The following is a 26,062-nucleotide window of genomic DNA, read 5'->3' on the forward strand; positions in this document are numbered from 1 at the left end:
ACAATGGCGATGACCGGAACCGGCGAACAGAAGCTTACTTTCGACGAATTCATTACGCACTGGGCCAGTGAACGACCTGACACGGTTGTGCTGGAAGAGGGCGATGACGCTATCACCTACTCCGAATTCGAGCGGCGCAGTCGCAAGATCGTGGGGATGCTGAAACACCACGGGGTGAAGAAGGGCGATCGGATCGCCTGGCTCGGCAAGAATGCGCGCCATTACTTCGAACTGTTCTATTCCGCTGCGCGAATGGGTGCTGTGATGGTGCCGATCGGCTGGCGCCTTGCCGCTCCGGAGGTCGCCTACATCCTTCAGGACACAGGAGCGAAAATCCTTTTCTTGGGCGAGCGGTTCGAGGACATGGCCGCCAAGGCGGTATCCGAACTGACCGAAAAGCCTGAAGTTATCGGTCAAACGGATGCGATCGCCGCCATCGACCAGACGGAAGAAGCCCAATTCGATCCGGCGGGACCGGACGATGCCGTGCTGCAGCTTTACACCTCGGGCACGACCGGTAACCCAAAGGGCGCGGTGCTCACCAATCGCAACCTGTTCTCGCTTCGCATTCCCAGCCAGGAAGAAGGCCAGCCGTGGTCCCTGTTCGATGAGGACGAAGCCATCCTGGTCTGCATGCCTTGCGCTCATATCGGCGGCACGGGACTCGGCGTCATGGCGATGGGGGCGGGTATCCGCTCTATCGTGCAGGCCGAATTCACGCCCGATGGCGTTCTCGACGGGTTCGAACAGGGCATCACCCGCCTCTTCATCGTTCCGGCTGCCTTGCAGATGGTCGTCCAGCATCCGCGCGCCAAGACGACCGACATGTCGGCTGTCAAATATGTGCTTTACGGTGCGGCCCCGATCCCGCTCGACCTTCTGCGCGAGGCAGTCCGCACCATCCCCGAGGCCGGTTTCCTCCAATGCTATGGCATGACGGAGACCACCGGCACCATCGCCGCGCTGCCGCCGGAGGATCACTCCCTAGAAGGCAACGAGCGCATGAAATCATGCGGCAAGGCGGTGGCGGGCGTCGAACTCAAGGTCATCGGCGAAGACGGCGAAGAACTGCCGCGCGGGGAGGTCGGAGAACTCATCTGCAAGAGCCCGTCCAACATGGCTTGTTACTGGAACCTGCCGGACGCGACGGAAAGCTCGCTCAAGGACGGCTGGATGCACACGGGCGACGCCGCCTATATGGACGAGGACGGCTATGTGTTCATCCAGGACCGCATCAAGGACATGATCATTTCGGGCGGCGAGAACGTCTATCCGGCGCAGGTGGAAAGCGCCATTTACGGCCACCCCAGCGTTGGCGAAGTGGCTGTGATCGGTGTCCCCGACGATACCTGGGGCGAGGCCGTGAAAGCCTGCGTGGTACCGAAGCCGGGGACGCAGGTCGACGAGGCAGACATCATAGCCTGGACGAGCGAGCGGCTGGCCAAGTTCAAGGTGCCAAAGAGCATCGATGTCATCGAGGTCATGCCGCGAAACGCGAGTGGCAAGATCCTGCGCAAGGATCTGCGCGCACCGTATTGGGAAGGCCGGGACAGACAGGTCAATTGAGGCGCGCTGTATGAAGCGTCACGCCCCGGCCACCGCGCGCAATTCAGGGGCGCTCGCCCAAGTTCTGGGTCAGGAGCTTCCGGATACGGGGCGGGTCCTGGAGATTGCCAGCGGGTCAGGGGAACATGCCCTGTTCATGGCCCGCCGCTTTACGACCCTGGTTTGGCAGCCGAGTGATATCGATCCCGAAGCTCTGGCCTCTATCGATGCTTGGTCCAGTGAAGCAGGGCTCCAGAATCTTGAAAGAGCGATCGCGCTGGACGCGGCCGATCCCGTGTGGTGCATGGATAGTGTGGACGCGATCCTGTGCGTCAACATGATCCATATCAGCCCCATTGCGGCAACGGTGGGTCTTTTCGCAGGCGCTGCAAAGACCTTGGCAAGCGGCGCCCCGTTAATCCTTTATGGGCCGTTCTTCGAGGAGGATACCGTCACCGCTCCTTCGAACATTGCATTCGACGAGAGCCTGCGCGAGCGCAATTCTGAATGGGGACTGCGGCAGGTCGGCTGGCTGGACACGCTAGCCGGGAAGAATGGGCTATCCCGCTCGGCGAGGCACGAGATGCCCGCCAACAATCTCGTGCTTGTTTATCGCAAGGCCTGATAAGAAAACGCCCGCCGTATTTGCGGCGGGCGATTGGTTCGATATGGCAGCAGAGGAAGGATCAATCGATCGCTTCTTCACCGGCCTTTCCAACCGAAGAGATGTCTTCACCAAGGCCCTGCACGGTGTTGCAGGCAGTGGCGGAGAGGCTCAGCGTGGTGAGCCCGAGTGCGAGAATAAGTTTCTTGATCATGGCTTCCTCTTTCGCCTGAAAGCATGCTTGTGGCAATTTTCAGTTGAAAAATCCATGAACCAAATGAGCCGGCTTTTCGCCCGACCCTTGGAGCGGGGCAGTTCGTCGCCCATATGCGCGCCATGAAAGCATTCCTGACATTCGCGAGCGAAGCGGAGATCGTCGCCTTGTGGGGCTTAGCGTGCCTCTGCGCGGCGATATTCGCGCTTGTCATGGAACGGCGGCGTAGCAAGCGGACCAGTATCGACAACGTCGGCTGGGTGCCCTGGACAGGCCTGTTCCTGACCTTCGCCGTATTGGGCGGAGCGCTTCTCGTCGTATCGATCCCCGGCGTGATCCGGGGCTGAAGCAAGATTATAGGCAGGCTTCCAGGTAGGCTTGGTCGAAGCCGAATTGGCGAGCTTTCTCCAGCGTATAGGGGCGCAGGCCGCTGGAGCGGAATTCGCCCATGATCTTGCCATCTTCGCTTTCGTCGAGATACTCGAACTTGAACAGTTCCTGCGTCACGATCACGTCGCCTTCCATCCCGATCACCTCGGTAATGTTGGTGGTGCGGCGCGAACCGTCGCGAAGACGCTTCACCTGCACGATCAGGTCGACCGATTCCGCGATCTGGCGGGAGATGGCTTCCTTCGGGATCTTGATGTCGCCCATCAGGATCATGTTTTCCATACGTCCGAGGCATTCGCGCGGGCTGTTGGCGTGAAGCGTACACATCGAACCGTCGTGGCCCGTGTTCATGGCGGCGAGAAGGTCGAAACACTCGGCGCCACGAATTTCGCCCAGGATGATGCGGTCAGGACGCATACGCAGGGCGTTCTTCACGAGGTCGCCAATGGTGATGGCGCCCTGGCCTTCAAGGTTCGGCGGACGCGTTTCCAGCGGCAGCCAGTGGGGCTGCTGCAGGCGAAGTTCGGCGGCGTCCTCGATGGTGAGCACGCGCTCGCCCGGGTCGATCATCTTCGACAGGGCGTTGAGCATGGTCGTCTTACCCGAACCCGTACCGCCCGAGATGACAATGTTCATGCGGCAGGCGCCAGCAATTTTGAGCGCCGTACACATCTTCTCGCTCATCGATCCGAAGCCCTGGAGCATGTCGAGCGTGATCGGCTTTTCCGAGAACTTACGAATGGAAATCGCGGTGCCGCGCAGCGAAAGCGGCGGCACGATGACGTTCACACGAGAGCCGTCCTTCAAGCGGGCGTCGGCCAGCGGCGTGGTCTGGTCAACTCGGCGGCCGACCTGGTTCACGATGCGCTGGGCGATCTGGAACAGGTGGCCCTCGTCACGGAAACGGATCGGCGCCAGCACCAGCTTGCCGCCTTTTTCGATGTAGGTCTGGTCGGGCCCGTTGACCATGATGTCGGACACGTCGGGATCGTTCAGCAACTCCTCGAGCGGACCGAAGCCGAGCAGTTCGTCGACCAGCACCTTCTCGAGCGCGAATTGTTCGCGGCGGTTGAGCGTGACCTTCAGTTCGGCCAGCACTTCCATGATGATCGGGCGGAATTCTTCGGACAGCTCGTCCTTGGTAAGCGTAGCAGCCGCTTCGGGGTCGACGCGTTCGAGCAGGCGCGGAAGGACCTGTTCCTTGATCTTGTGGACGCTGGCTTCGAAGCCGCCGACTTCACTGTCGCTCGAATGGGTTGCATTCATGCGCTCGGAGAGGCGGGCCATGGCATCGCTGTTGCGATCATTGCCTGCGCCCTCGGTGGCAGGTGCGCCTTCTTCGGGGAGGGGCGGAAACTGTTCGCCGCCTTCGTCAGCATCGTCGGCAGCAGGCTTGGCGCCTCCAGCGCCACCGCGCATCGGTTTCGCCACGCCAAACTGCGGACGAGCGCCGGAACCCATTCCTCCAGCACCGTTCTTGCGTCCGAATGCACTCATGCCAAACCCCCGAGGCTCACTATCCATATGACGCGCTGTCTTTGCCGAAAGGATGGCAAATCACGCCTTTGCGGTTGTGGTGAATAATTCGGAAACCTTGATTTTTTCCTAATTTGGACAGCCGGGAAAACGGCGGAAAGATCAAGCTTGAGACTTGCTCGAGCTCGCGACTTATCGATAGTCCGAGAGGATGACCACAGGAGCGAACCGCGCGGGACATTGGCGGAATAGGCCAAACGGCGCGCTGATCACGGCCTCGCTCCTGTTGGGCTTTTTCACGCTGCTCTTGAGTGTGATCGATACCGACACTCTGCCTCGGTATTATTTTGTTCATCAGGACCGGTGGATCTCTGCCTATTTCGCTGTCGTCCTGGGACTGCTGGCTTTCTTTCGTGGAGCGCCGTTATCCGGCCTATCCCCTCCTCGCCCCCGCGAGATTGCCTTGGCGGCTTTCTTCGTCGTGCTCGTAAGTTACCTTGGACACCATCTCGTTCTGTCCGGCTATCCTCTCACGCGGGATGAACTGATGGCCGAGTTCGATGCGGAGATTTTCGCATCGGGCGAATTGTCGGCCGGTCTGGCGCCTCAATGGCGTGACTATGTGGTCGCCATGGCGCCCCACTTTCGACTTCCTATCCAAGATAATGCCGCGTGGGTCTCCGCCTACCTGCCTATGAACGCTATGCTAAGGGCGGGTTTCGGGAGCATCTTCGATCCAGCCCTTCTCAACCCCCTTCTCGCCGGAATTGGGCTGGTCGCGATTTGTGATGCGGCCAAGAGACTTTTTCCGGAGAATGCAGCAGCTCAATGGGTTGTCTTGGGCGGCTATTGCCTCTCTGCGCAGGTACTTCAGACAGGAATGACCAGCTATGCGATGACCGGGCATCTTGCGACGAGTTCGGTTTGGCTGAGTTTGTTTCTGCGAGACACCCGATGGTCGCACGTAGGAGCGATGGCAGTCGGCGTTTTGGCGATCGGATTGCACCAGATTGCATTCCATCCGCTGTTCGCGGGGCCTATTATTTTGACGCTTCTCCTACATCGGCGATGGTACCTGTTTGCTGCTTATGCCCTCACATACGGAGCGGCCATCCTCGGATTCACTTCATACCACTCATGGATTGTTGGCGGATATGCAATCCAAGGCTCTACCTCTTCAAGCGGAGGCGGCGCCGCCTTCTTCGACTTCCTCCGCAATCAAGTTTTGCCGCTCTTGCGGATGCCTTCCATTTCTTCCTTCTTATTCACCGAGTGGAATCTCTTACGTTTCTTCTCATTCATGCCGGCTTTCGTTCTGCCGCTCCTGTTGCTGAGCGGTAGAGCCGTGAAATCCAATCGCGGTATTTCGCTGCCTCTCTTGGCTGGCCTCCTCATCACCATGGGCCTGCTGTTTTTCGTAATGCCTTACCAAGGTCATGGCTGGGGATTCCGCTATCTTCATGGTCTTCTGCCAAATGTCCTGCTCTTGTGTGCCTACGGCTACGCATCGCTGAAGGACGACGACAGCGAAGCAAATGCACTGCCGCTAAGAGGCATGGCGTTGGCGACGTTGCCCGCTATCGTATTTCTGATGGTATCATCCCAGAATTTCGTAACTCCCTATGCTGAGGCTTCCGATGTGATCAGTCGGCAGGATAGCGACTTCGTCCTGGTGGATACGACAGGCGGGGATTTCGCAGTAGATCTGGTCAGGAACGACCCATACTTACGAAATCGACCGCTCGTATTCGATCCGAGATATCTCACGCGGCCGAACATCGAAGAACTTTGCGCTCGGGGAACGATCACCACGCTCAGAAAGCAGGATCTGTCGCTTCCAGCAATCAATCCAGAGAGCAGCGACAAGTCCGACTTTGCTGCTCTTTACGAGTGGCTGTCGACTGAAGAATGCTATCGCAATCCGGCGGTGTGATAGCGAGATTGGCCTGGCCCAGCGTTATGAGGGGCTGACGAGACCCTCTTTTTCAAAGGTACGAAGAAGGGCCGCTTCGCGAGTATATTGCGGCAGGAAGCCGACCTCCTCTCGGAGGCGCTTGGTTGACGCAAATAGAGTCTGCGGCTCTCCCGCCTGTAGAGCCTTTTTGCCGAACTCAAGAGATAGAGGCACCTTCACCAGGGTGGCGGCCTGTTCCACGAACTCCCGCACAGACACGGGGGTACCTGATCCGATGTTCACCGGTCCGACAGCGCCGGATGTCGCTAAGGCCCAAAGGGCAGAAGCGACATCCTCAACGAACATGAAGTCACGCTCCTGTGTACCGGATGAGAAGACTGCGGGTCTGTTCTCGCGCGCTGCCGTCATCAAGGTGCCAAGCAGTCTTTCAGGTCGATCACCGGGTCCGAAAGGGAAGAATATACGGCCCCAAGCCAGTTCGAAGCCGAGGATCGGCGATGCTGCGCTGAGAATCTGGAAGAGGGATGCCTTGGACTGGCCGTACAAGGTGCTTGGATTCAGGTTGGTATCGCGTTCATCCAGGCATGGCTCAGTCCAATCGTATTCTGCACAACTACCTGAAACCAGAACTCTTTTTCCGCCGGCCTTCACAAAGGCTCTGACGAGTTCGATCGAGCTCGACACGCAATCCAGGTTTTCAGGCGCCGTCCAGAATTTTCCAGGCTCGGCGTACCACGCGAGATGAATTAGCAAATCCGCTTCGAGATCAGCCAGCGCCGCACGCATGGTGTTGTGATCATGGAGGTCGCACTCTTGGAATCGAACATTCGGCAGATCAATCTTGGTCCTGCCGATGGCGACAACCTCGTTGCCGGATCCGGAGGCTATTTGGGTAACGTGACTACCGATGAACCCGCCGGCCCCGGTGATCGCGATGCGCATCACAGAACCCGCATTTCAGGGACCGCGACAATGAACTTTACCTCCCAGTCGCAGAACTCTTTCAATTGTTCGACAACTTCATCCTTGATGTTCCATGGAAGGATCAGGATGAAGTCGGGCCGGTCAATTTTCAGTTGCGATTTCTCCAGGATCGGAATGCGGCTGCCTGGCATATATTTTCCGATCTTGGAGTGACTTAGGTCGACTACGTATCGCACTTGATCGGGCCGCACACCGGAAAAGTTCAGCAATGTATTGCCCTTGGCTGCCGCGCCGTAACCTACGACTTTCTTTCCGTTGGCCCTGGCTTCAATCAGGAAACTCAGAAGGTCGTCTCTTATCTGCTCGGCCTGCCCTTGTAGCTTCGAGTAAAAGCGCTCCTCATGAACGCCCGCGTCTCTCTCCAGCGAGCGCAGGGTCTCTACATTGCTGGTTTCTTCACGCTCCCTTTCTCCCGCCTGGCAGGCATAGATGCGCAAGCTTCCTCCATGGGTGGGGATCTGATCGACATCGAAAACCTTCAGTCCATTTGCGGCGAAAATCCGTTCGACTGCCAGCAAGGAGAGATAGGAGAAATGCTCATGATAGATGGTATCGAACTGCCGTCCCTGGATCAGTTGGAGCAGGTGCGGAAACTCGAAACAGGCAACGCCGCCCGGTTTCAGCAGGATTGAGAAACCCGCGACGAAGTCGTTGATATCGGGCACATGGGCCAAGACGTTGTTGGCCACCATCAAGTCTGCTGAACGACCTTCGTCCGCCAGAGCCTTGGCGCAATCCACGCCGAAAAATCTTTCGAGCGTTTCAATTCCTTTCGCGCGCGCGGCACTGGCCGTGCTGCTGGTTGGCTCGATACCGAGATTTGGGATCCCGGCCTCTTTGAAGAATTGGAGCAGATAGCCGTCGTTCGACGCGACTTCGACCACATGCGAGTTTGCATCCAGTCCCAATCGCTCGATCATCATTCCGGCGAATTTCTCGCTATGCTTCAGCCAGCCGGACGAGAACGAACTGAAATATGCGTAGTCGGGAGTGAAAAGCGCATCGTGAGCTGCGAAATCTTCTGTCTGTACGAGCTTGCACGCATCGCAAACCAGCACCCTCAGTGGAAACCAAGCCTCTGGCTTATGTAATGCGTTTTCATCGAGATATGCGTTCGACGGCGGGGCGCTACCGAGATCGATAAGCGAGGTAGTGAGAGGCGCGTCGCAATGCCGACATTTCATCAGTCTATACCTTCGAAGTCGTCTTCAATTGGCTTGTGTGTCAGATCCCGCTCCGACATCTGACTAATCGGGATTGGCCAATCGATGCCCAATCGCGGATCAGTCGGCAGAAGGCCGCCTTCGTGGGTGGGCGCATAGTCACGATCATGAAGATACAGCAGCTCTACATTTTCGATAAGCGCTTGAAATCCATGGGCAAATCCGCGGGGGATCAGTAAACTCTTCCGATTGTTGGCGCTGAGGTGTGTGCCGAAAACAGAAAGAAACGTGGGTGAGCCACGACGGAGATCGACGGCGACGTCATAAACCTCGCCCGCCAGACAGGTCACGAGCTTGGTTTCATCATGAGGCGGCAACTGGAAATGCATGCCTCTTACAGCGCCGCGCTGAGCGGTGCAGCTATGATTAATCTGTCGCACTGGGCCGTCCCATCCCCACTCTTCAAAAACGGACGGTTCGAATAACCGACAGAAACTGCCCCGTGAATCCTCGATGGGAGCCCGCTCAATGACCCACAGGCCCTCGACGTCGGTTGGCGATGCTGAAATGCCAGTCACGAGATTTCGTAGTCGCTGATTTGCTTTATGCAGCACTTCTGCATGTCGGCTTGGTCTCGATATTCAGCATACCATTCTAGGGTACGATCAAGGGCTTGTTCGACGGACCAACGTGGATGCCAACCCAGTTCGTCGATTGCCAAGGAACTATCGATTTCCAGTAATTGAGCTTCGTGAGGACCGGAGTCAGTCCCCGCCCGCCAGGAAAAATCGTTATGACGAGAAGCGATATAATCTGCGACCCAGGAGACTGTTCGTTCATCGCCAAGGGCGGGTCCGAAATTCCAGGCTCTGGAGTAACTAGTAGGCTCTCTTACCATTGCCTCGACCAAAGATACATAGCCACCCAGCGGTTCCAGGACATGCTGCCATGGCCGGGTGGATGACGGGGACCGAATGATGAGCGGTTCAGAGCAATCCAATGCGCGCATGGCATCGGGGATCAGCCGGTCGACAGCCCAATCGCCGCCCCCTATTACATTGCCCGCTCGGGCCGATGCAAATTCGATGCCGCTTTGCGAGAAGAAGCTGTTTCGCCAGCTAGTGGTGACCAATTCCGCGCAAGCCTTGCTTGCAGAATAGGGGTCCTTACCCCCCAGAGCGTCCTTTTCAATAAAGCGCCGGCCGGTCTCGTCGTTTGCATAAACCTTGTCGGTAGTCACATTGAGTACGGCCTGAAGTTCCGGTGCCGTCCTCAGGCAATCGAGGAGATTGACCAGGCCAACCACGTTCGTAGCGAAAGTCCCGACCGGGTCATCGTAGGATGTCCTGACCAGAGGTTGGGCCGCAAGATGAAAGACGATCTGGGGCGAGGCTTTTTCAACTGCCTTTGACAGCGAGCTTAGGTCCCGAATGTCGCAGATCAGATGATTTTCCAGGACACTTGCCACTCGAGCCACTTCGAATAACGAGGGTGAGGTGGGCGGGTCCAGCGCGATACCGCTTACTCGTGCTCCGGCATTGGCGAGCATCAAGGACAGCCAACTCCCTTTGAAGCCGGTATGACCAGTTACGAGGACGCGGCGATCCTGCCAAAACCGGTGGTCCATCAAGCTGGCTTCCAAGGTGCGGAACCACTATCCCACATGCGTTGTAGCTGCATCTTGTCGCGCAAAGTATCCATCGGTTGCCAGAAACCGTGATGCTTCCACGTCATCAATTCTCCGTCGGACGCCAAGCCAGTCAAAGGCTCTTCTTCCCAAACCGTGGAATCTCCGGAAATCCTGTCGATCACGGTCGGCTCCAGCACGAAGAATCCTCCGTTTATCCAGCCGCCGTCCCCTTGGGGTTTTTCCTCGAAGTTTCGTACTGCGTCGCCTTCCAGCACCAGAGCTCCATACCGTCCCGGCGGTTGGACGGCCGTGATGGTAGCCAGTCTGCCATGCGAAGTGTGGAAATCCACGGCTGCGCGGATATCGACATCGGACACGCCGTCGCCGTAAGTCATGCAGAATGAACTGTTGTCGAGATACTCGCGAACTCGCTTGAGGCGCCCGCCGGTCATTGTGGCTTCGCCGGTGTCGACCAGAGTTACCTTCCAGGGCTCGGCGTTTCTTCGATGGATGGTACTGGTGTTGCGTGCAAGATCGAACGTCACGTCGGATACGTGCATGAAGTAGTTCGCGAAATACTCCTTGATCATGTAGCCCTTGTAGCCACAGCACACGATGAAATCTGTGATGCCGTGCGCAGCGTAACTATGCATGATGTGCCAAAGGATCGGTCGCCCGCCAATCTCGACCATAGGCTTTGGGCGGACGACGGTTTCTTCGCTTAACCTGGTCCCCAACCCGCCGGCAAGGATGACTGCTTTCACTTTCTGATCCCTCGTTGCCGCACTTTCAGGTCCCTGCTAACCTCCACGCGTTGGATGGGGCAAGTGTGGTTAATATATTGTTGAGTGGTGGGGGTTATTGCGCACAGTATGCAAACTGCGGATAAACCTTGGTTGTCGGTGATCCTCCCGGTCCATCACGGCGAAGAATGGGTCGGTCAAGCACTGGCGTCTATCGCTTCTCAAGCCGATCCCGGAATTGAGATCCTTGTTATCGACACGAGCTCCGACGACGCAACGCGCAATATTGTCGAGAATTACGCCGACAGGCTGAATTTACGTTTCATCGATGCCGGAGATGCAAGCGGTTGTACCGCCAAAACAAACTTGGGTGTACGTCACGCCCAGGCACGGCACGTCTCGTGGCTTTGTCAGGACGACTTATGGCTTGATGGCCGGACCGAGGCCGTGCGGTCATGGATCACCCAGGATCCAGATGCAGTACTTCACCTCGCGCCCAGTGCGATCGTTGATCGTTCCGGAAAAACGTTAGGCGTCTGGAATTGTCCGTTTGACGAGGACGGACTGGCGATCGCCAAGGATGGATTGCTGGAGAAACTTCTTGTCCAGAACTTCGTCGCGGTGGTCAGTCCTATTGTCAGGCGAGACGCATGGCTCGAAGTTGGCGGAATTGACCGGGACCTTTGGTATACCGGGGACTGGGATCTTTGGGTCAAGTTGGCTTGTCACGGAGGCGTTCGATACCATGAACAGGTGACGGGCGGCTTTCGCATTCACGATCAATCCGCGACGAGCATCGGAAGCGTGGACGACAAAGAATTCGAGAGTCAGCATCTGGCCGTGATCGACCGATACTTACATGAGCTACCCGCAGAAAGCGCAGCGCGGGTGAGGTCCATGGCGGAAGCTTCGATCCACGTTAATGTCGCACTCGCTTCTGCTGCGCACGGCGATATCAGCAAGCTGCCAAATGCTGTGTGGGCTGCGATGAAACTGGGTCCGAGTAAGCTGGTCGACTACGTCCACTACTCGCGAATTCTCGAACGATCTCTGCCGCGTGTCAGGGCAAAAATGAGTGGGAGCCTGTAACAATGGCGATTGGACCAACTGTCCGCCGCTTGTTCGGCAAATATGAACCCCAGATCGCGGCATTGTACCGGTCGATCTACATCGACCTCGACGACTACATTGGCCAGATCGAGCGTTGGGTGAAAAACCCGCAACGGATCCTGGAGATCGGAGCCGGGGAGGGGGCGGTGACAGAACGGCTCGCGCAAGCATTCCCGAACGCGTCGATCACCGGTATTGATATCACCGATAATGTCGGTCGCTTATATGCTGGTCCGACTGGAAAGGTTACCTTCGAGCAGAAGACCGTTCAGGAGGTCGCAGCATCGCAGCCCGGTTCGTATGACTTTGTCATTTTGTCCGATGTTCTTCACCACGTCCCCACTAATCTCCGACCCGAAATACTATCCTCTGCCCGACAGTGCCTGTCGAAGGACGGGCTTATGATATTCAAGGATTGGGGCAGGGCACGCACCCCCATCCATTTGATGTGTCTGGCAAGCGATCGATACCTGACGGGTGACGACGTCTCGTTCCTCACAGCTACCGAGGCGGAGAAGCTGCTTGCTCACCATTTCGGAGCTTCTGCGATAGCAGATCGAACTACTATCGCTCCATGGAGCAACAACTACGCTTTCCTCATCAATGGCTGACATCGAGTCTTTGACCAGACATCCACGGCGCTATCTCGTTGTCGGTGTCGTATGCGCTGCGGTTCACAACGGCATTATGTTCGGGATGGATCGGCTCGGCGCCCATTATGTCGCCTCGCTCGTCCTCAGTTTCGCCGTGCTCGCGCCCTTGGGGTACTTCCTGCACAGCATTTACACTTTCGCACGCGAAGTTCAGCCCATCAGATTTGTGCGGTTTGCGACAGGTCTGCTCGCAGGGTTCCCGATCAATCTCGTCCTTATGGTGCTTTTCGTATCGGTCTTGGGGTTAGGTGTGCCCCTGGCTACTCTTGTGTGTACGGCATTGCTTTTCGTCTGGAATTTCGCTTCCGCGAGATGGGCGATCTTCCTGCATCGTTGAAACCAACTCCCCGATAGGATCCGACGAAATTTATGGGGTGGGTTATTGCGCGATATTCAATCCACCGAAGCAAACTGCGATTCATTGCCGGCGATAATCGATAGTAGAAAGCCGCCGATGATGGTTTGGACGCCTATGCCTCCGAGCGTTGCAAAGATGACGAGTGGCAAAGGATTTTCCAGTGCACCAAAGCTTGCATCGATCCATTGGTAGGCGACTGCGGCCAATCCGATTGCGCTGCCGGCGAGCATAACCAGGCCGGAGAGCAGCATCCGCTCCAAGGTGAACCACCGCGAATGGTTTCGGATAACCGGCCGCAGGATGCGGTAGCCGTTCCTGACACCGTGGAAGTGCGCAGCAAGCGCCATGATCAATCCCAAGTGCCCGCAAGTTGCCATGAAACCTGCAACGATGTTCCAGCTGACACCGAATACATTGGGCCCGGATAGCGCTCCGACATACGTCATTGTGGAATAGAAGAAGATCGCAAGAGCTGCGACCAGCGCCGCTGCACCTGGCAGTCCAAACACCCAGGTCGGGCTGAGCATGAAGAGGTAACGCAGGTGGCGCCAGCCGTCGCGCCAGGGCCGCAGGTGGGGTTCGCGGTCGCGCAGGTCGGGGCTGAGCGTTGCCGGAACTTCGACCATGTCCAGCTTTAGCAGGGAGGCCTTGATGACCATCTCGCTTGCGAATTCCATCCCGCTGCCCGTCAGCCTGAGCCGATTGAAAGCGTCTTTCGTCAGTGCCCTAAGCCCGCAATGCGCATCGCCCATGCCCGTGCGGAAAAACAGGTTCAGGATGCCGGTGAGTGCGGGATTGCCGATATGACGGTTCTTCCAGGGCATGGCGCCAGCTGAAATTCCGCCCCGGAACCGATTGCCCATGCATACGTCGTGGCCGTCCTGAAGCTTGGCGACCATCGCCACGCCTTCGGTGAAATTATAACTTCCATCGCAATCGCCCATGACGATGTAGCGGCCCCATGCGCCGCGACAGCCGCCGATAAGGGCTGCGCCGTACCCTTTCTCCTCAACCGGAACGACCCGAGCACCGAGCTCGGTCGCGAGCGCCTGGCTGCCGTCAGTCGAACCATTGTCGGCGATAACGATCTCGCCCGATAGGCCGAGCTCCGAACTCATTCGAGCCAACGCCTCGAGTGCATTGCCGATACAATGAGGGAGGGAATCCAACTCGTTAAGGCATGGCATGACAATCGTGACGTCCGGACGTTCCTGATCCGGACCGACCGAGAATTCTTGCGATTGTATGGCTTCTGACATCTCCGCCCCCCCAAGCACCCTATAAACGCATTCCCGCTTTCCTTGAAGAAGTTTGGTAAACGCTTGGTAAAGATGCCGCTGTCTGGCAATGGCGAGCTTCGCGGTTTAGCGATCCTCTTCCGAGCGAACTTCCCAAGGCAATTCCTCCCATGCACCATTCCGAACGTAGCGGCATCCTGCTCGCCCTGTGCGGTTTCGCGCTGCTCAGCGTCGGGGATGCGGTGATCAAGACGATGGCCGGGCAATGGTCGCCGCTGGCGGTGGCGAGTGTGCGGTTCGCGATCGGGGCGACGGGGCTTTCTGCCTTGCTGGCCATGACCGAGGGGCCGAAGGCATTCAGGCCGGCCAATCCGAAGCTCCAGTTCGCCCGGGGCGTGTGCCTCGCGGCAGCCTCGCTGATGTTCTTCTCGGCGATTTTCGTGATGCCGCTGGCGACAGCCATGGCGCTGGCATTCGTATCGCCCGTGATTGTCGCGGTACTATCCGGGCCCTTGCTGGGCGAAAAGGTCCGCCCCGCAGTCTGGATGGCTTCGGCCGTTGCGCTTATAGGGGTGGCGCTTGTCCTGCGGCCTAATCTGACGGCGCTCGGCCTTGTTGCCCTGCTGCCTCTGGCGTCCGCTTTCTTCTTCGCGCTCATGGTCATCGCCAATCGCGCCAGTGCCGGGCAGGGGAGCGCCCTGTCGATGCAGGTGTTCATGCAGGTCGGCGCTATGCCCGTTCTGCTTCTGGCGGCCTTTGGGGGACACTTTTCCGGTGTCGAAGCACTCGAGGTCACAATGCCTGACTGGACGGTCATTGCCCGCTGCGCGGTCGTTGCCGTGACTGCCAGCAGCGCGCATTGGCTGGCTTATATGGGCACTCAGCGCGCTGGTGCTTCGACCATTGCGCCGACAACCTACGTTCAGATGCTGGTCGCTACAAGCCTCGGCTGGTGGTGGTTCGGCGATGTGCCCGACCTGATGACGTTGGTGGGCGCGGCGGTCATCATCGGCGCGGGATTGATCCTGTGGTGGAGCACGCCGCGCGGCCCCTCCGCCAACAGCCGTTGATCATGCGTCAAAAACGACTAAGTCACCACCGCATCTTTCTCTTGGAGCTTCTTTATGTGCGGAATTATCGGGATCGTCGGCAAGGAACCGGTTGCGGAGCGACTGGTCGACGGCCTGAAGCGCATGGAATACCGCGGTTACGACAGCGCCGGCGTCTGCACCATCCATGATGGAGCGCTCATCCGTCGCCGCGCAGAGGGCAAATTGTCCAACCTCGTCAGCGTCTTGGCAGAGAATCCTGCGGCAGGCGAAGTAGGCATCGCCCATACGCGCTGGGCCACGCACGGCGCACCCACCGCCAAGAACGCCCATCCGCATGCGACCGATCACGTGGCACTGGTGCACAATGGCATCATCGAGAATTTCAAGGAATTGAAGGCCGAACTGATCGCGGACGGTCGCACGCTTGAGAGCGATACCGACAGCGAGGTGGTTGCTCACCTCGTTTCGCGCCGGGTCGAAACCGGCGAAACCCCGAGCGAAGCGGTAGCAAATGTCCTCCCGCGCCTGCGCGGTGCGTTCGCGCTTGCCATCGCATTCCGCGATCATCCCGACATGCTGATCGGCGCGCGTCGCGGTTCGCCGCTGGTGGTGGGCTATGGTGACGGAGAAACCTATATCGGGTCGGATGCTCTCGCTCTGGCGCCGTTGACGCAGCAGATTACCTATCTTGAAGAAGGCGATTGGGTCGTCGTGACGCGCGACGGTTCCGAGATCCACGACGAGGACGGCAACAAGGTTGAGCGGGAGGTGAAAACCTCTGGTGCGTCCGCTGCTTCGGTCGAGAAGGGCAATTACCGCCACTTCATGCAAAAAGAAATCTTCGAACAGCCGACCGTGGTCGCGCAGACGCTCAGCTCGTACCTGCGCCAGTCCGACAACTCGGTGGCGCTTCCCCAGTTCGATTTCGATATTTCATCGATCCGCCGCGTCACGATCGTTGCGTGCGGGACGTCCTATTACGCCGGCATGGTCGCAAAATACTGGTTCGAGCAATTTGCGCGCGTGCCGGTCGATATCGATGTCGCGAGCGAATTTCGATACCGCGAGCCCGTTCTTGAAGACAACGGCCTGTCGTTGTTCATTTCCCAGAGCGGCGAGACAGCCGACACGCTGGCCGCCTTGCGCCATTGCAAGGAGCAGGGCCAGACCATCGCCGCCGTCGTGAATGTGCCGACCAGTTCCATGGCGCGGGAAGCCGATCTCTTGCTGCCCACCCATGCGGGGCCGGAAATCGGCGTTGCGTCGACAAAGGCGTTCACGTGCCAATTGGCAGTTCTGGCCGCGCTTGCCGCGCATATGGCTGTGACCAAAGGCTTCATGAACCGCCAAGAAGAGCAGGAGGTTGTGGAGCATCTGCTCGAGGCGCCGGCGTGCCTCAACGCTGCGCTCGACCACGACGACGATATTGCGTCGATGGCCCATTTGATCGCCCCGGCGCGCGATGTCCTCTATCTCGGACGCGGACCAGATTTCCCGATGGCGCTCGAAGGCGCCCTGAAACTCAAGGAAATCAGCTACATCCACGCAGAAGGCTACGCCAGCGGAGAGATGAAGCACGGTCCGATCGCGCTGATCGACGACGAAGTTCCGGTCATCGTCCTGGCCCCGTCAGGACCGCTGTTCGAGAAAACCGTTTCGAACATGGAAGAGGTCCGCGCCCGCGGCGGCCAGATCGTGCTCATCTCCGATGCCGAAGGGCTGGAAGAGGCGGGTGAAGGCTGCATGGCTACGATCGAAATGCCGAAGGTGCATCCGCTGATCGCGCCCCTCGTATACGCCGTTCCGGTTCAATTGCTTGCCTACCACGTAGCTTGCGTCAAAGGCACGGACGTCGACCAGCCCCGCAACCTCGCCAAGTCCGTGACGGTCGAATAGAACCTCGAAACGAGAAAATTCTTTTCCGGCTTAGGTTTACGCGCGGCTAACCTTTCAAGGTTAATCGTGCGGGTGTGAGCCAGACGACAGAGAATCAAACGATCAACGCAGAGGACCTGACCGCGCGTCAGGTGCTTGGCATGTCGAGCGTGGAAGGCTCTGACTGGTCCCGCATTCACGGCCACCAATATTCGCTCGTAGCGCGCCGTGCTTTCGTGCGCGCGCTGTTCCACGCGATCGCATTCGCTCTGGTTGCCTACGCCGTATTCTCGGCGGTTCCTGCGGTCATCCTTATCGCCTGGGGGTGCGCGCTTGCTCTTAGCATCGCTCACTCTTTCATTCTCGATCGCAAGCTCAGGGTCGCAGAGGCTGGTCGCTTCGACCCGGAGAACGTGCGCGCACATGCCATGTCCTCGGCGAACAAGGGCGCAGTCTGGTCCTTGGGGATCGTGGCCTTGGGCGCATTGGGGGCGGCTGGCGAGCTGATCACGATCTGGATCATCCTGTGCTTCCTCGTCGTGTCGACCGTGACGAGCCGCTACAGCGTGCCGCTCAGCACGATAACGTTCCTCCTCGCAGCATCGGTCGGACCGCTTTTGGTAGCCCTGATGAACGGCGACGGACTGCTCGCGGCGATGATCGGGCTGACCATGTTGATCGGCACGCTCGGCACCTTCGAGATGGCCCGGATGCGGGTGGGCGCGCGCCTGTCCGAACTGGTCATGCAGGAAAAGAGCGAAGTGGTCTCCATGCTCCTGCGCGAATTCGAGGAAGGCGAAGCCGACTGGCTCTGGCACATCGATACCGCCCGCAAACTGCGCAATGTCAGCCCCAGGCTCGCATTTGCGCTCGGCAGCACGCCAGCGGCAGTCGAGGGCCAGTATTTCCTCAAGCTGATTTCGGGCGACAATTGGGAAGCGGGGAATTTCCCCGCAAGCCTGCGCGACTTCTCCGAGAAGATCAAACAGCGCGAAAGCTTCTCCAACCTGACCGTCAGCGTCGTCATCAATGGCGAGCGGCGATACTGGGAAATCTCCGGTACTCCGGTCCTGGACGAAAAGGGTGTCTGGCGCGGTTTCCGCGGGGTCGGGTCCGACGTCACGGTCAAGCACGAGAGCAGCGAGAAGATCGCGTATCTGGCGCGTTACGACACGCTGACGCAGCTTCCGAACCGCTTGATGCTCAACGAGACCCTGCGGGACGCCTTGTCGTATGCGGAAAAGTGGCGTTCGCGCTGCGCATTCCTGATGATCGACCTGGACCGCTTCAAGGCAGTGAACGATTCGCTCGGCCACCTGATCGGCGACAAGATGCTGGCCGAGGTGGCGGGCAGGCTCGCGCCGCTCATGGATGAAGGCGAAACCTGCGGCCGTCTTGGCGGGGACGAATTCGCAATCGTCGTCCGCGATGCGTCCGACAGGCGCCGCATCGATACGCTCGCCAAGACAGTGATCGCGGCGCTCTCTGCACCCTACCACGTCGAGAACCATGTGCTCTACGTCGGCGCCAGCGTCGGTTCGGCGCTTGGGCCGCGCGACGGGAAGACGGTCGAGGAATTGCTCCGCAATGCCGACCTCGCCCTCTACCGGGCCAAGGATGAGGGTGGCGGTATCCACTGCGAATACCAGCCCGAACTCCACGCCATTGCCGAAGAGAAGCGGCAGCTCGAGTTTCCGCTGCGCAGCGCGCTCGAAAACGAGGAGATGGAGGTCCACTACCAGCCCGTCGTCGATGCGACGAGCGAGGATGTGGTCAGCTTCGAAGCGTTGCTGCGCTGGAACAGCAAGGTGCACGGGTTTGTAAGCCCCGCCAAATTCATTCCGTTGGCCGAGGACACCCGGCTGATCGTCCCGATCGGCACCTGGGTACTCAACGAGGCCTGCCGCGAGGCTGCAAACCACTGGCCATCGCATGTGAAGGTGAACGTGAACGTTTCGCCCGAACAATTGCTCGAGCCCGATTTCGTCGGAACGGTCGTAAGGGCGCTGTCACACAGCGGACTGTCTGCAGAACGGCTCGAGCTGGAAGTGACCGAAAGCATCTTCCTGCGTGACGCGGGGGTCGTGAGAAAGGCGCTCGAACAGTGCCTGGCGCTGGGCTGCTCGGTCGCGCTGGATGACTTCGGGACAGGCTATTCCTCGCTCGGTTACATCCGCAAGATGCAGTTCACGACCATCAAGGTCGATCGCATGTTCGTGCAGGGAGCGGCGCAGAACAGCCCCGAGAGCCTCGCCATCATTCGCGCTGTCGTAGCCATGGCCGACAGTCTCGAAATGACCACCACCGCAGAAGGCGTGGAGAACGAAGAGGAAGCGGAACTGATCCGTCGCCTGGGATGCACCAAGATCCAGGGATACCACTTCGGCCGACCGATGCCGGTTGCCGAGGTGCGCAAGATTTTCGCCCGGGACGAAGCCCGGTCCGCGTGATCAGGCGTTCGCGAGCGAGCGGATAGCCGATTCGAACAAGGCCAGCCCGTCGGTCCCGCCGTGGGCGGCATCTACCGCGCGTTCGGGGTGGGGCATCATGCCGAGCACATTGCCCGCAGCATTCAGCACGCCAGCGATATCGCGCTGCGACCCGTTGCAATTTTCCATGTAGCGAAACGCCACGCGGCCATCGCCTTCGATCCGGTCGAGGGTTTCGTTGTCGGCGAAGAAATTTCCGTCGTGATGGGCGACGGGGATGTTGATTTCCTGTCCTGCCTCATAGCCGGACGTGAAGATCGACTGCGTGTTTTCGACCTTCAGGCCGACATTGCGGCAGATGAAGGTCTGGCCTGCATTGCGCATGAGCGCTCCGGGCAGGAGCCGCGCTTCGGTGAGGACCTGAAACCCGTTGCAAACGCCAAGCACGGGCACACCGCGTTCGGCAGCACGCACGATTTCGCGCATGATGGGACTGTTTGCCGCCATTGCGCCGGAACGCAGGTAGTCGCCGTAGGAAAAGCCGCCCGGCAGGGCGATGAAGTCCAGCCCCTCGGGAAGCTGCGCATCGCCGTGCCACACACGGACCGGTGCGGAGCCGGACACCTGTTCGATGGCAACCGCCAAGTCGCGGTCGCAATTTGATCCGGGAAACGTGACGACAGCTGCGCGGAAGGCCATCAGTCGAGCTTCTCGATGCGGTAGTTTTCGATCACCGTGTTGGCGAGAAGCTTTTCGCACATTTCGGTGAGCGCCTCGTCGCTTGTGTCATCGGCTACGTCGAGGTCGATGGTACGACCGATCCGGGCGCTTTCGACGCCGGAGAAGCCGAGCCCCTCGAGCGCGTGGTGAACCGCACGGCCTTGCGGGTCGAGAACACCGGGCTTGAGGCTGACAAGGACGCGGACTTTCATGGGCAGTGCCTTTGATCGCAAGGATTGGAGATCTTGCGCGCGCCTATGCCGTGCCCCGGCCAGCGAAGCAAGTCGCCGACCGGGGTTTCGGGCAGATTATCGGGCCGGGAATTGGCCGCCGCCTGTCGTCATTCGGCCGGCTTGGGGACGATGGCGATCTCAAGCGCTTGGTCTGCATCGAGATAGCGCTGCGCAAAGGCGCGGATATCTGCCGGTGTGACCGAACGAAGGATCGATTCGTATGTGCGCACCCGGTCCAGGCGATCGCTTTCCAGTTGCGCCGCTTCGAGCGAGCCGAGCCAATAGCCATTCTCGCGCTTGTCTTTCGCCAGCTTCTCGAGTTGCGGATTGCGAGCCCGGGCGAGAAGATCGTCATCGACAGGAGTAGCGCGCATTTCTCCCGCAATCTGGGAGATCGTTTCGAAGACGAGGTCTTGGTTTTCCGGGGCGACAATTGCTGCGGCGATCAGATATCCGAAGTCGTCGAAGGTATCCGACATCTCCAGCCCGGCAATGGGCGTGTAGGTCGCCCCGAGTTCTTCGCGCAGCGTCTCGAGCAGGCGAAGGCGGAGCGCTTCGGCAGCCAGCGTGCCGACCACTTCTTCCCGGAAATCTCCGTCATCGGTGGTGGGCCAGTAGACCTGTACCATGCCCTGATCGGCCGCGCCTGAGTGATAAAGCGTGCGCTTGCTGCGATCCTGCGCAAAATCCACCAACCGCGCGCTGGCGAAGTTGTTCAGCTCCATCGGACGTTCGGGCAGGGCACCGAAAGTCTGCGCCACGGCATCGATAATCGCTTGTTCGTCGATGTCACCGACTACGGTGATCTCGATCGGCGAGTTTGTGAGGTTAGGCGAAACGGCAGCACGCAGGTCCTCGAGAGTGGTGCCGAGCAGGACGTTTTCGCTTTTCGCACCGAACCGCATGTCGCCATTGGCGACGATACGCGGCACTGCAGAGCCTGCTACCGCCTGCGGGTTAGCATCGAGACGAGCGATATAGGGCGGGATCAGCGCTTTCCATTGCGCCTCGGCTTCCGGGCGATAACCCGGAGCAGTGAGGAACGCCGCAGCGGTCTGCATCTGCATCAGGAAATCCTCTGCCTTTGTCGAACCGGGAACATGGAAATGGTCGTTGGTGACAAACATGCCCGTCCGCACATTTCGTCCGGCAAAGATGCGCTGCAATTCATCCAGGTCATGCGCTTCAAGCGCCGCGGTCGAGGAAATCGCGTTCAGCATCGTGGAGGCTGCAGGCTCTGCTTCGCCGAATGCAAGCTCACCCGACCCGATCCGGACGTGGAAGAGGATTTCCTTGTCCTTGAAATCGGTCTTCTTGAGGTTGAGCATCACGTTGTTGTCGAACCGCAGCTCCCGATAACCGAGGTCTTCCACCATCCGGTCGGCAACTACCGATCCAGGCGCGCCGAAATCGTCATAGGCAAAAGCAGCCGTGACTGTCTCTTCGGGAGCCGCGACGGCAACCTGTGAGGAGGCATTGTAGGCCGCGAGGATCGCATCCTCGCCACCCTCGATGTCCTGCTTGCTGGCAATGTGGATCAGCGGAGCAGAGCCGGTAAAGGTTTCACGGAAGGCTTCGTGGACTTTCTCCGGAGTGAGGTCGGCGCGCACGCTTTCGAACACGGCGAGCCGCGTTTCAGGCAAGGCGAAAATGCGCTCGTCCCTGACCGTCGCGAGGATACCGTCTGCCAGAGCTTGGCTGGGGCGCGTGCCCTGGCGCTCGGCGCCGTTGCGAAGACTGGTCTCGAGATTGTTCAGTGCCTCGTCGAGTTCGCTCTGCGTGAAGCCATGCAAGGTCGCGCGGCGGATTTCCTGTTCGGCAGTCGCAAGTGCCTCGCGCCACTGGCCATCCTTGGCGACCAGCTGGATGTTCGATTGCGTGGCTCTGTCGAAGTAGTCGGAGGTCGCCAGACGGCCTCCCAGGATGGATCCTTCAGGGTCACGCGCCAGGGTCTGAAGGCGACGATTGACCACCATGGCTGCCAGTTGCAGCTGCAGAGCCTTGCGGCCTTGCGCCACGGTGCTGAGCTTGCGCTCGTACGGCGCGAAACGGTCGATCTGGACGATGTAATTCACTGCCGGGTCGACGAAGTAACCGGCCTGGGCGGGACGATCGAAATCGATCGCGCCGCGCTCGGTCTCGGTCAGCGGGGCGGCTGGCTTCTCCCAATCTGAGAAGCGTTCGCGCACCATGGCCTCGATGCTGTCAGGTTCGACATCGCCGACCACGATAAGCGTCGCATTGTCGGGCCTGTAGAAACGCTCGTAGATGCCGCGAAGTTCTTCGGCGGTGATCGACGCGGTGACTGCGCTTTCGCTCGGATGGCTGATGTTGGTCGCGAATGGCGTGCCCGGTGCGATGAACTTCTGATAGTCCATCGCGAGCCGCCGGTTGAAGGTGTTGCGGGTCTGGATCTCCGATTGCAGGATACCGCGCTCGCGATTGACCGCTTCGGGGTCGAAGGTCAGTTCCGAGCCGACTTCGCGCATCAGCATCAAACCGGTGCCGATCAGTTCGGCGTCGTTGCGCGGCAGGCTCAGCTTGTAGGTGGTGTCCTCGAAAAAGGTGCTCGCGTTGGTGTCGGCGCCGAATTTCAGCCCTTCACGCTCGAGGAGCTTGACCATTTCGCCTTCGGGAATGTTCGTCGAACCGTTGAACGCCATGTGCTCGATGAAGTGCGCAGCGTTGAATTGGCCTTCCTTCTCGTCGATCCACCCAATATCGAAATTCATGCGCAGCACGACTTCGTCCTGCGGCGTTTCATTGCGCAGGATCGCGTATTTCATTCCATTGTCGAGAATGCCGTACCGCACGGCCGGATCGGCCGGCACATCATACACCGGGAAGTTCCAGCCCGTCAGCCCGGTCCGCGCGGGAAGGCCCAATTCCACGCTGGATGCGGTTGCCGTGGTCGAAGCGACAGGAGCCGTGGTGTCGGAGTACGTGGTGCATCCAGCCAGTGTCAGCGCGATCAGCGGCGTGGCGACCAGAATCTTGCGAATGGAAGAATTTCTCATAGTGCGTCCCTGTTTTTCCGCCGCACCAAGCGGCAGTCCCGACGCCAACTGTAACCGGTCGTCTTCAAATCAGAAGTCCCCGTTCCAGCGAATTCTATTGAATTTCGTGGAAACGCGACAAACGGCCGAAAAACATCTACGAACTGCTGGACTACAATAGTAATTGTCCGACGAGATGCTGTATTGTCCTGGTATGGCACCGCGTCGCAAGAGGCTTTCTCGCCTGCGAACCGTCTGTCACCGCATTGCAACATGGCGCTGAAACCCGCAGGCATCTGCGCTTTTGCGACTCCCATTCGCTCCCGCATGGGCTAATGGCGCGCGGTCAATTCCCTTTTTCCATCCCACCAACCCGCGCCGGCAAGCGCTGGGCCAAAAGGATCATCCCCATGATTGACCGCTCCCTTACTCTCCGCCTTCTTTCTGCCAGCACGCTGGCCCTCGCATTCGCGCAGCCCGCTCTGGCGCAGGACGTCGACAGCTCGGACACCGAAGCAACCGGTGCCGAGGAGGCCGATAACGGCCAGCTCGACATGATCGTCGTGACCGCCAATCGCCGCGAGGAAAACCTGCAGCAGGTGCCTGTGTCCGCCGCCACCTTGTCGGCCGACGCGACCCGCAGCATCTTCGACGCCGGTGCCGATATCACCGCGCTGTCGGCCCATGTCCCGGGCCTGTTCGTTGAAAGCTCCAACGGTCGTGCGGCGCCGCGTTTCTACATCCGCGGCCTCGGCAACACCGATTTCGACCTTGCAGCTTCGCAGCCGGTCTCGGTCGTCATGGACGATGTCGTCCATGAAAACGTAACGCTCAAGAGCTTCCCGATCTTCGACGTCGAGCGCGTCGAAGTGCTCCGCGGCCCGCAGGGCACGCTGTTCGGCCGCAATACGCCCGCCGGTATCGTCAAGATCGACACCGTGAAGCCGGGCGACGATTTCGCCGTGACCGGCTCGGCCAGCTACGGCAGCTTCGGCTCGGTCGCCATTGATGGCGGCGTGACCATTCCGGTCGCCCCGGGTCTCGCTTCGGTCCGCCTGTCGGGCATGTGGCAGCAGCGCGACAACTGGGTCGATAATGGCTTCACCGGTGAAGAAGACGCATACGGCGCCTACACCGACATCGCAGGCCGCGCGCAGATCCTGCTTACGCCGAGCGATCGCCTGTCGATCCTGGGCAGTTACTCGATCCGCGATCTCGACGGCACTTCGACCCTGTTCCGCGCCAACATCCTCGGCCCCGGCGACAACGATCTCAACGAGAATTACGACCGCGACACCGTGTTCTACGATGCCGGTGCCGGTAACCAGGCGCAGTACAAAGCCGAAATCATCACCGGTAAGGTCGATTACGAAGCCGACTTCGCAACCTTCACCTCGATCACCAGCTGGGCCGACAGCGAAGGCTCCAGCCGCGGGGACATCGACGGCGGTTTCGGCGCGAGCTTCCTGCCCGTCATGGGCCCGGGCTTCATCCCGTTCCCGTCCGATACGCAGGACTCCATTGAACTCGACCAGTTTACGCAGGAAGTCCGTCTCGCCAGCAATGGCGGCGGCGCTTTCGACTGGCAGGTCGGCGGTTTCTACTTCGACAGCGACTTCGACGTGACCACGGTCGGGTTTGACTTCCCGCCTTCTGTTACGGTCAACCACAGCAACGAAAGCTGGGCGGTGTTCGGCCAGGTTACCTCGCAGCTGACGGACACGATCAAGCTGACGGGCGGCCTGCGCTACACCGAAGACGACAAGGCGTTCTTCGTGCGTGATGCGGCGGATCCGCAGGCCCGCGAAGTGTCCGACGAGCGACTGAGCTGGGACCTGGCGGCGTTCGTGGACCTCACCGCCGATGCGAGCGTCTATGCCCGCGTCGCCAGCGGTTTCCGTGCTCCGACGATCCAGGGCCGCGACGTGGCATTCTTCGCTCCGCCGTCGATCGCCACGAGCGAGAAGATCATGAGCTATGAAGTCGGCTTCAAGTCGGAACTGGCCGATCGCCGGGTCCGCCTGAACGGCGCTGCGTACTTCTACAACATCGAAGACCTGCAGTTCTCTGCGGTCGGCGGTGCCGGAAACCTGGTGCAGCTGGTCAATGCAGCCGACGGCCGGGGCTGGGGCTTCGAGCTGGACAGCGCGTTCCAGATCACCCCGAACTTCCTCGTGACGGCCGGTGCCAGCTACAACAACACCGAAATCCGCGACGAGAACCTGGCGGTCGGCATCTGTGCGCAGTGCACCGTGCTCGACCCGATCGTGAACCTGTCGGGCACCGACCGTGCGCTGGTGGACGGCAACCCGTTCCCCAACGCGCCCGAATGGATTGCCGACCTGACTGCACGCTATGCGATCCCGCTGGGCAATGTGGGCGAACTCTTCGCCTACACCGACTGGACGTATCAGGGAGAAACTAGCTTCTTCCTCTATGACAGCGCGGAATATGTCGTCGACAACCAGATCGAAGGCGGTCTGCGCGTCGGTTACGCCAAGCAGGACGGCACCTTCGAAGTCGCTCTCTTCGCCCGCAACATCACCGATGCGGACAATGTGAAGGGCGGTATCGACTTCAACAACAACACCGCGTTCGTGAACGATCCGCGCGTGATCGGCCTGTCGGTTCGTTTCGACTACTGAGCGACGCGATAAGCGATGGAATTGGGGCCGGGAGGGATGACCTTCCGGCCCTTTTTCGTGGCGCAGCATCGCGCAGATGCCTAAATGCG

General features: G+C 59.4%; 22 protein-coding genes. 11 read left to right on the top strand and 11 right to left on the bottom strand.

What is annotated here, in order from left to right; genetic code table 11:
• Positions 1-9: 9 nt before the first annotated feature.
• Both LCM24_RS09930 and LCM24_RS09935 read left to right on the top strand, forming a co-directional pair.
• The gene (locus tag LCM24_RS09930; RefSeq protein ID WP_224803937.1) at positions 10-1,566 is read left to right on the top strand and encodes a fatty acid--CoA ligase; all 1,557 of its coding nucleotides are present in this window, start codon (positions 10-12) and stop codon (positions 1,564-1,566) included.
• 10 nt (positions 1,567-1,576) lie between these two features.
• Positions 1,577-2,170 carry a DUF938 domain-containing protein gene (locus tag LCM24_RS09935; RefSeq protein WP_224803939.1) on the top strand — a complete coding sequence of 198 codons (594 nt, stop codon included), beginning with the start codon at positions 1,577-1,579 and terminating at the stop codon, positions 2,168-2,170.
• Positions 2,171-2,231: 61 nt separating this feature from the next.
• Here the strand turns inward: LCM24_RS09935 and LCM24_RS09940 are convergent, their stop codons facing one another.
• Complete coding sequence (locus LCM24_RS09940; protein ID WP_090482176.1) at positions 2,232-2,363, bottom strand: entericidin A/B family lipoprotein; 132 nt, start codon at positions 2,361-2,363, stop codon at positions 2,232-2,234.
• Between the two features lie 122 nt (positions 2,364-2,485).
• Between LCM24_RS09940 and LCM24_RS09945 the strand changes: the two genes are divergently transcribed.
• Positions 2,486-2,710 (top strand): hypothetical protein, encoded by a 225-nt coding sequence (locus LCM24_RS09945; protein ID WP_224803941.1) that lies wholly within the window; start codon positions 2,486-2,488, stop codon positions 2,708-2,710.
• Positions 2,711-2,717: 7 nt separating this feature from the next.
• Here the strand turns inward: LCM24_RS09945 and LCM24_RS09950 are convergent, their stop codons facing one another.
• Complete coding sequence (locus LCM24_RS09950) at positions 2,718-4,250, bottom strand: CpaF family protein (protein WP_224803943.1); 1,533 nt, start codon at positions 4,248-4,250, stop codon at positions 2,718-2,720.
• Between the two features lie 190 nt (positions 4,251-4,440).
• On the opposite strand from LCM24_RS09950, the gene LCM24_RS09955 reads away from it, so the two are divergent.
• Positions 4,441-6,162 (top strand): hypothetical protein, encoded by a 1,722-nt coding sequence (locus tag LCM24_RS09955; RefSeq protein WP_224803945.1) that lies wholly within the window; start codon positions 4,441-4,443, stop codon positions 6,160-6,162.
• 24 nt (positions 6,163-6,186) lie between these two features.
• On the opposite strand, the gene LCM24_RS09960 is transcribed toward LCM24_RS09955, so the two are convergent.
• Genes LCM24_RS09960 through rfbF form a run of 5 tightly spaced genes read right to left on the bottom strand, consistent with a single transcriptional unit; the run spans position 6,187 to position 10,685 of the window.
• On the bottom strand, positions 6,187-7,086 hold the full coding sequence (locus tag LCM24_RS09960) for an NAD-dependent epimerase/dehydratase family protein (protein ID WP_224803947.1): 900 nt from the start codon (positions 7,084-7,086) through the stop codon (positions 6,187-6,189).
• Positions 7,086-8,312 (bottom strand): class I SAM-dependent methyltransferase, encoded by a 1,227-nt coding sequence (locus tag LCM24_RS09965; RefSeq protein ID WP_224803949.1) that lies wholly within the window; start codon positions 8,310-8,312, stop codon positions 7,086-7,088. Before LCM24_RS09965 ends, LCM24_RS09960 begins: the two co-directional genes overlap by 1 nt.
• Entirely contained in the window at positions 8,312-8,905 is a 594-nt protein-coding gene (gene rfbC / locus LCM24_RS09970) for a dTDP-4-dehydrorhamnose 3,5-epimerase (protein ID WP_318247369.1), read from the bottom strand. The genes LCM24_RS09965 and rfbC overlap by 1 nt, the downstream gene beginning before the upstream one ends.
• Positions 8,866-9,918 (bottom strand): CDP-glucose 4,6-dehydratase, encoded by a 1,053-nt coding sequence (gene rfbG, locus LCM24_RS09975; RefSeq protein ID WP_224804934.1) that lies wholly within the window; start codon positions 9,916-9,918, stop codon positions 8,866-8,868. Before rfbG ends, rfbC begins: the two co-directional genes overlap by 40 nt.
• Positions 9,918-10,685, bottom strand: coding sequence for a glucose-1-phosphate cytidylyltransferase (rfbF, locus tag LCM24_RS09980; RefSeq protein ID WP_224803953.1), 768 nt, complete (start codon positions 10,683-10,685; stop codon positions 9,918-9,920). The genes rfbG and rfbF overlap by 1 nt, the downstream gene beginning before the upstream one ends.
• Positions 10,686-10,793: 108 nt before the next feature.
• On the opposite strand from rfbF, the gene LCM24_RS09985 reads away from it, so the two are divergent.
• Genes LCM24_RS09985 through LCM24_RS09995 form a run of 3 tightly spaced genes read left to right on the top strand, consistent with a single transcriptional unit; the run spans position 10,794 to position 12,764 of the window.
• On the top strand, positions 10,794-11,753 hold the full coding sequence (locus LCM24_RS09985; RefSeq protein ID WP_224803955.1) for a glycosyltransferase: 960 nt from the start codon (positions 10,794-10,796) through the stop codon (positions 11,751-11,753).
• Between the two features lie 2 nt (positions 11,754-11,755).
• Positions 11,756-12,385, top strand: coding sequence for a class I SAM-dependent methyltransferase (locus LCM24_RS09990; RefSeq protein ID WP_224803957.1), 630 nt, complete (start codon positions 11,756-11,758; stop codon positions 12,383-12,385).
• Positions 12,378-12,764 (top strand): GtrA family protein, encoded by a 387-nt coding sequence (locus LCM24_RS09995; protein WP_160594463.1) that lies wholly within the window; start codon positions 12,378-12,380, stop codon positions 12,762-12,764. The genes LCM24_RS09990 and LCM24_RS09995 overlap by 8 nt, the downstream gene beginning before the upstream one ends.
• A 56-nt stretch (positions 12,765-12,820) precedes the next feature.
• Here LCM24_RS09995 and LCM24_RS10000 read toward each other — a convergent pair whose 3' ends face one another.
• Positions 12,821-14,044 carry a glycosyltransferase family 2 protein gene (locus LCM24_RS10000; protein WP_224803960.1) on the bottom strand — a complete coding sequence of 408 codons (1,224 nt, stop codon included), beginning with the start codon at positions 14,042-14,044 and terminating at the stop codon, positions 12,821-12,823.
• A gap of 149 nt (positions 14,045-14,193) precedes the next feature.
• Here LCM24_RS10000 and LCM24_RS10005 point away from each other — a divergent pair, with 149 nt between their 5' ends.
• The 3 genes from LCM24_RS10005 to LCM24_RS10015 all read left to right on the top strand — a co-directional run bounded on the left by LCM24_RS10005 (position 14,194) and on the right by LCM24_RS10015 (position 19,400).
• Positions 14,194-15,093, top strand: coding sequence for a DMT family transporter (locus LCM24_RS10005; protein WP_224803962.1), 900 nt, complete (start codon positions 14,194-14,196; stop codon positions 15,091-15,093).
• Positions 15,094-15,147: 54 nt separating this feature from the next.
• Complete coding sequence (gene glmS, locus LCM24_RS10010) at positions 15,148-16,971, top strand: glutamine--fructose-6-phosphate transaminase (isomerizing) (RefSeq protein ID WP_224803964.1); 1,824 nt, start codon at positions 15,148-15,150, stop codon at positions 16,969-16,971.
• Positions 16,972-17,111: 140 nt separating this feature from the next.
• Positions 17,112-19,400: an EAL domain-containing protein gene (locus LCM24_RS10015; protein ID WP_263618010.1), complete on the top strand. Its 2,289-nt coding sequence runs from the start codon at positions 17,112-17,114 to the stop codon at positions 19,398-19,400.
• Here LCM24_RS10015 and purQ read toward each other — a convergent pair whose 3' ends face one another.
• From purQ to LCM24_RS10030, 3 genes are all read right to left on the bottom strand, one after another.
• On the bottom strand, positions 19,401-20,078 hold the full coding sequence (gene purQ / locus LCM24_RS10020; RefSeq protein WP_224803968.1) for a phosphoribosylformylglycinamidine synthase subunit PurQ: 678 nt from the start codon (positions 20,076-20,078) through the stop codon (positions 19,401-19,403).
• Positions 20,078-20,311, bottom strand: coding sequence for a phosphoribosylformylglycinamidine synthase subunit PurS (gene purS, locus LCM24_RS10025; protein ID WP_090482207.1), 234 nt, complete (start codon positions 20,309-20,311; stop codon positions 20,078-20,080). Before purS ends, purQ begins: the two co-directional genes overlap by 1 nt.
• Before the next feature lie 128 nt (positions 20,312-20,439).
• The gene (locus LCM24_RS10030) at positions 20,440-23,349 is read right to left on the bottom strand and encodes a M16 family metallopeptidase (protein ID WP_224803970.1); all 2,910 of its coding nucleotides are present in this window, start codon (positions 23,347-23,349) and stop codon (positions 20,440-20,442) included.
• A gap of 389 nt (positions 23,350-23,738) precedes the next feature.
• Here LCM24_RS10030 and LCM24_RS10035 point away from each other — a divergent pair, with 389 nt between their 5' ends.
• Positions 23,739-25,973, top strand: a complete 2,235-nt coding sequence (locus LCM24_RS10035) for a TonB-dependent receptor (RefSeq protein WP_224803972.1) — start codon at positions 23,739-23,741, stop codon at positions 25,971-25,973.
• Positions 25,974-26,062: the final 89 nt, after the last annotated feature.

The sequence above is a fragment of the Qipengyuania aquimaris genome, assembly GCF_020171965.1.
Taxonomy (GTDB): domain Bacteria; phylum Pseudomonadota; class Alphaproteobacteria; order Sphingomonadales; family Sphingomonadaceae; genus Qipengyuania; species Qipengyuania aquimaris_A.

Bases quoted from the DNA above. Each gene is read 5' to 3' on its own strand.
- LCM24_RS09930 (WP_224803937.1), top strand. From the start codon at position 10: ATGACCGGAACCGGCGAACAGAAGCTTACTTTCGACGAATTCATTACG.
- LCM24_RS09935 (WP_224803939.1), top strand. From the start codon at position 1,577: ATGAAGCGTCACGCCCCGGCCACCGCGCGCAATTCAGGGGCGCTCGCC.
- LCM24_RS09940 (WP_090482176.1), bottom strand. From the start codon at position 2,363: ATGATCAAGAAACTTATTCTCGCACTCGGGCTCACCACGCTGAGCCTC.
- LCM24_RS09945 (WP_224803941.1), top strand. From the start codon at position 2,486: ATGAAAGCATTCCTGACATTCGCGAGCGAAGCGGAGATCGTCGCCTTG.
- LCM24_RS09950 (WP_224803943.1), bottom strand. From the start codon at position 4,250: ATGAGTGCATTCGGACGCAAGAACGGTGCTGGAGGAATGGGTTCCGGC.
- LCM24_RS09955 (WP_224803945.1), top strand. From the start codon at position 4,441: ATGACCACAGGAGCGAACCGCGCGGGACATTGGCGGAATAGGCCAAAC.
- LCM24_RS09960 (WP_224803947.1), bottom strand. From the start codon at position 7,086: ATGCGCATCGCGATCACCGGGGCCGGCGGGTTCATCGGTAGTCACGTT.
- LCM24_RS09965 (WP_224803949.1), bottom strand. From the start codon at position 8,312: ATGAAATGTCGGCATTGCGACGCGCCTCTCACTACCTCGCTTATCGAT.
- rfbG (WP_224804934.1), bottom strand. From the start codon at position 9,918: ATGGACCACCGGTTTTGGCAGGATCGCCGCGTCCTCGTAACTGGTCAT.
- LCM24_RS09985 (WP_224803955.1), top strand. From the start codon at position 10,794: ATGCAAACTGCGGATAAACCTTGGTTGTCGGTGATCCTCCCGGTCCAT.
- LCM24_RS09990 (WP_224803957.1), top strand. From the start codon at position 11,756: ATGGCGATTGGACCAACTGTCCGCCGCTTGTTCGGCAAATATGAACCC.
- LCM24_RS09995 (WP_160594463.1), top strand. From the start codon at position 12,378: ATGGCTGACATCGAGTCTTTGACCAGACATCCACGGCGCTATCTCGTT.
- LCM24_RS10000 (WP_224803960.1), bottom strand. From the start codon at position 14,044: ATGTCAGAAGCCATACAATCGCAAGAATTCTCGGTCGGTCCGGATCAG.
- LCM24_RS10005 (WP_224803962.1), top strand. From the start codon at position 14,194: ATGCACCATTCCGAACGTAGCGGCATCCTGCTCGCCCTGTGCGGTTTC.
- glmS (WP_224803964.1), top strand. From the start codon at position 15,148: ATGTGCGGAATTATCGGGATCGTCGGCAAGGAACCGGTTGCGGAGCGA.
- LCM24_RS10015 (WP_263618010.1), top strand. From the start codon at position 17,112: ATGTCGAGCGTGGAAGGCTCTGACTGGTCCCGCATTCACGGCCACCAA.
- purQ (WP_224803968.1), bottom strand. From the start codon at position 20,078: ATGGCCTTCCGCGCAGCTGTCGTCACGTTTCCCGGATCAAATTGCGAC.
- purS (WP_090482207.1), bottom strand. From the start codon at position 20,311: ATGAAAGTCCGCGTCCTTGTCAGCCTCAAGCCCGGTGTTCTCGACCCG.
- LCM24_RS10030 (WP_224803970.1), bottom strand. From the start codon at position 23,349: ATGAGAAATTCTTCCATTCGCAAGATTCTGGTCGCCACGCCGCTGATC.
- LCM24_RS10035 (WP_224803972.1), top strand. From the start codon at position 23,739: ATGATTGACCGCTCCCTTACTCTCCGCCTTCTTTCTGCCAGCACGCTG.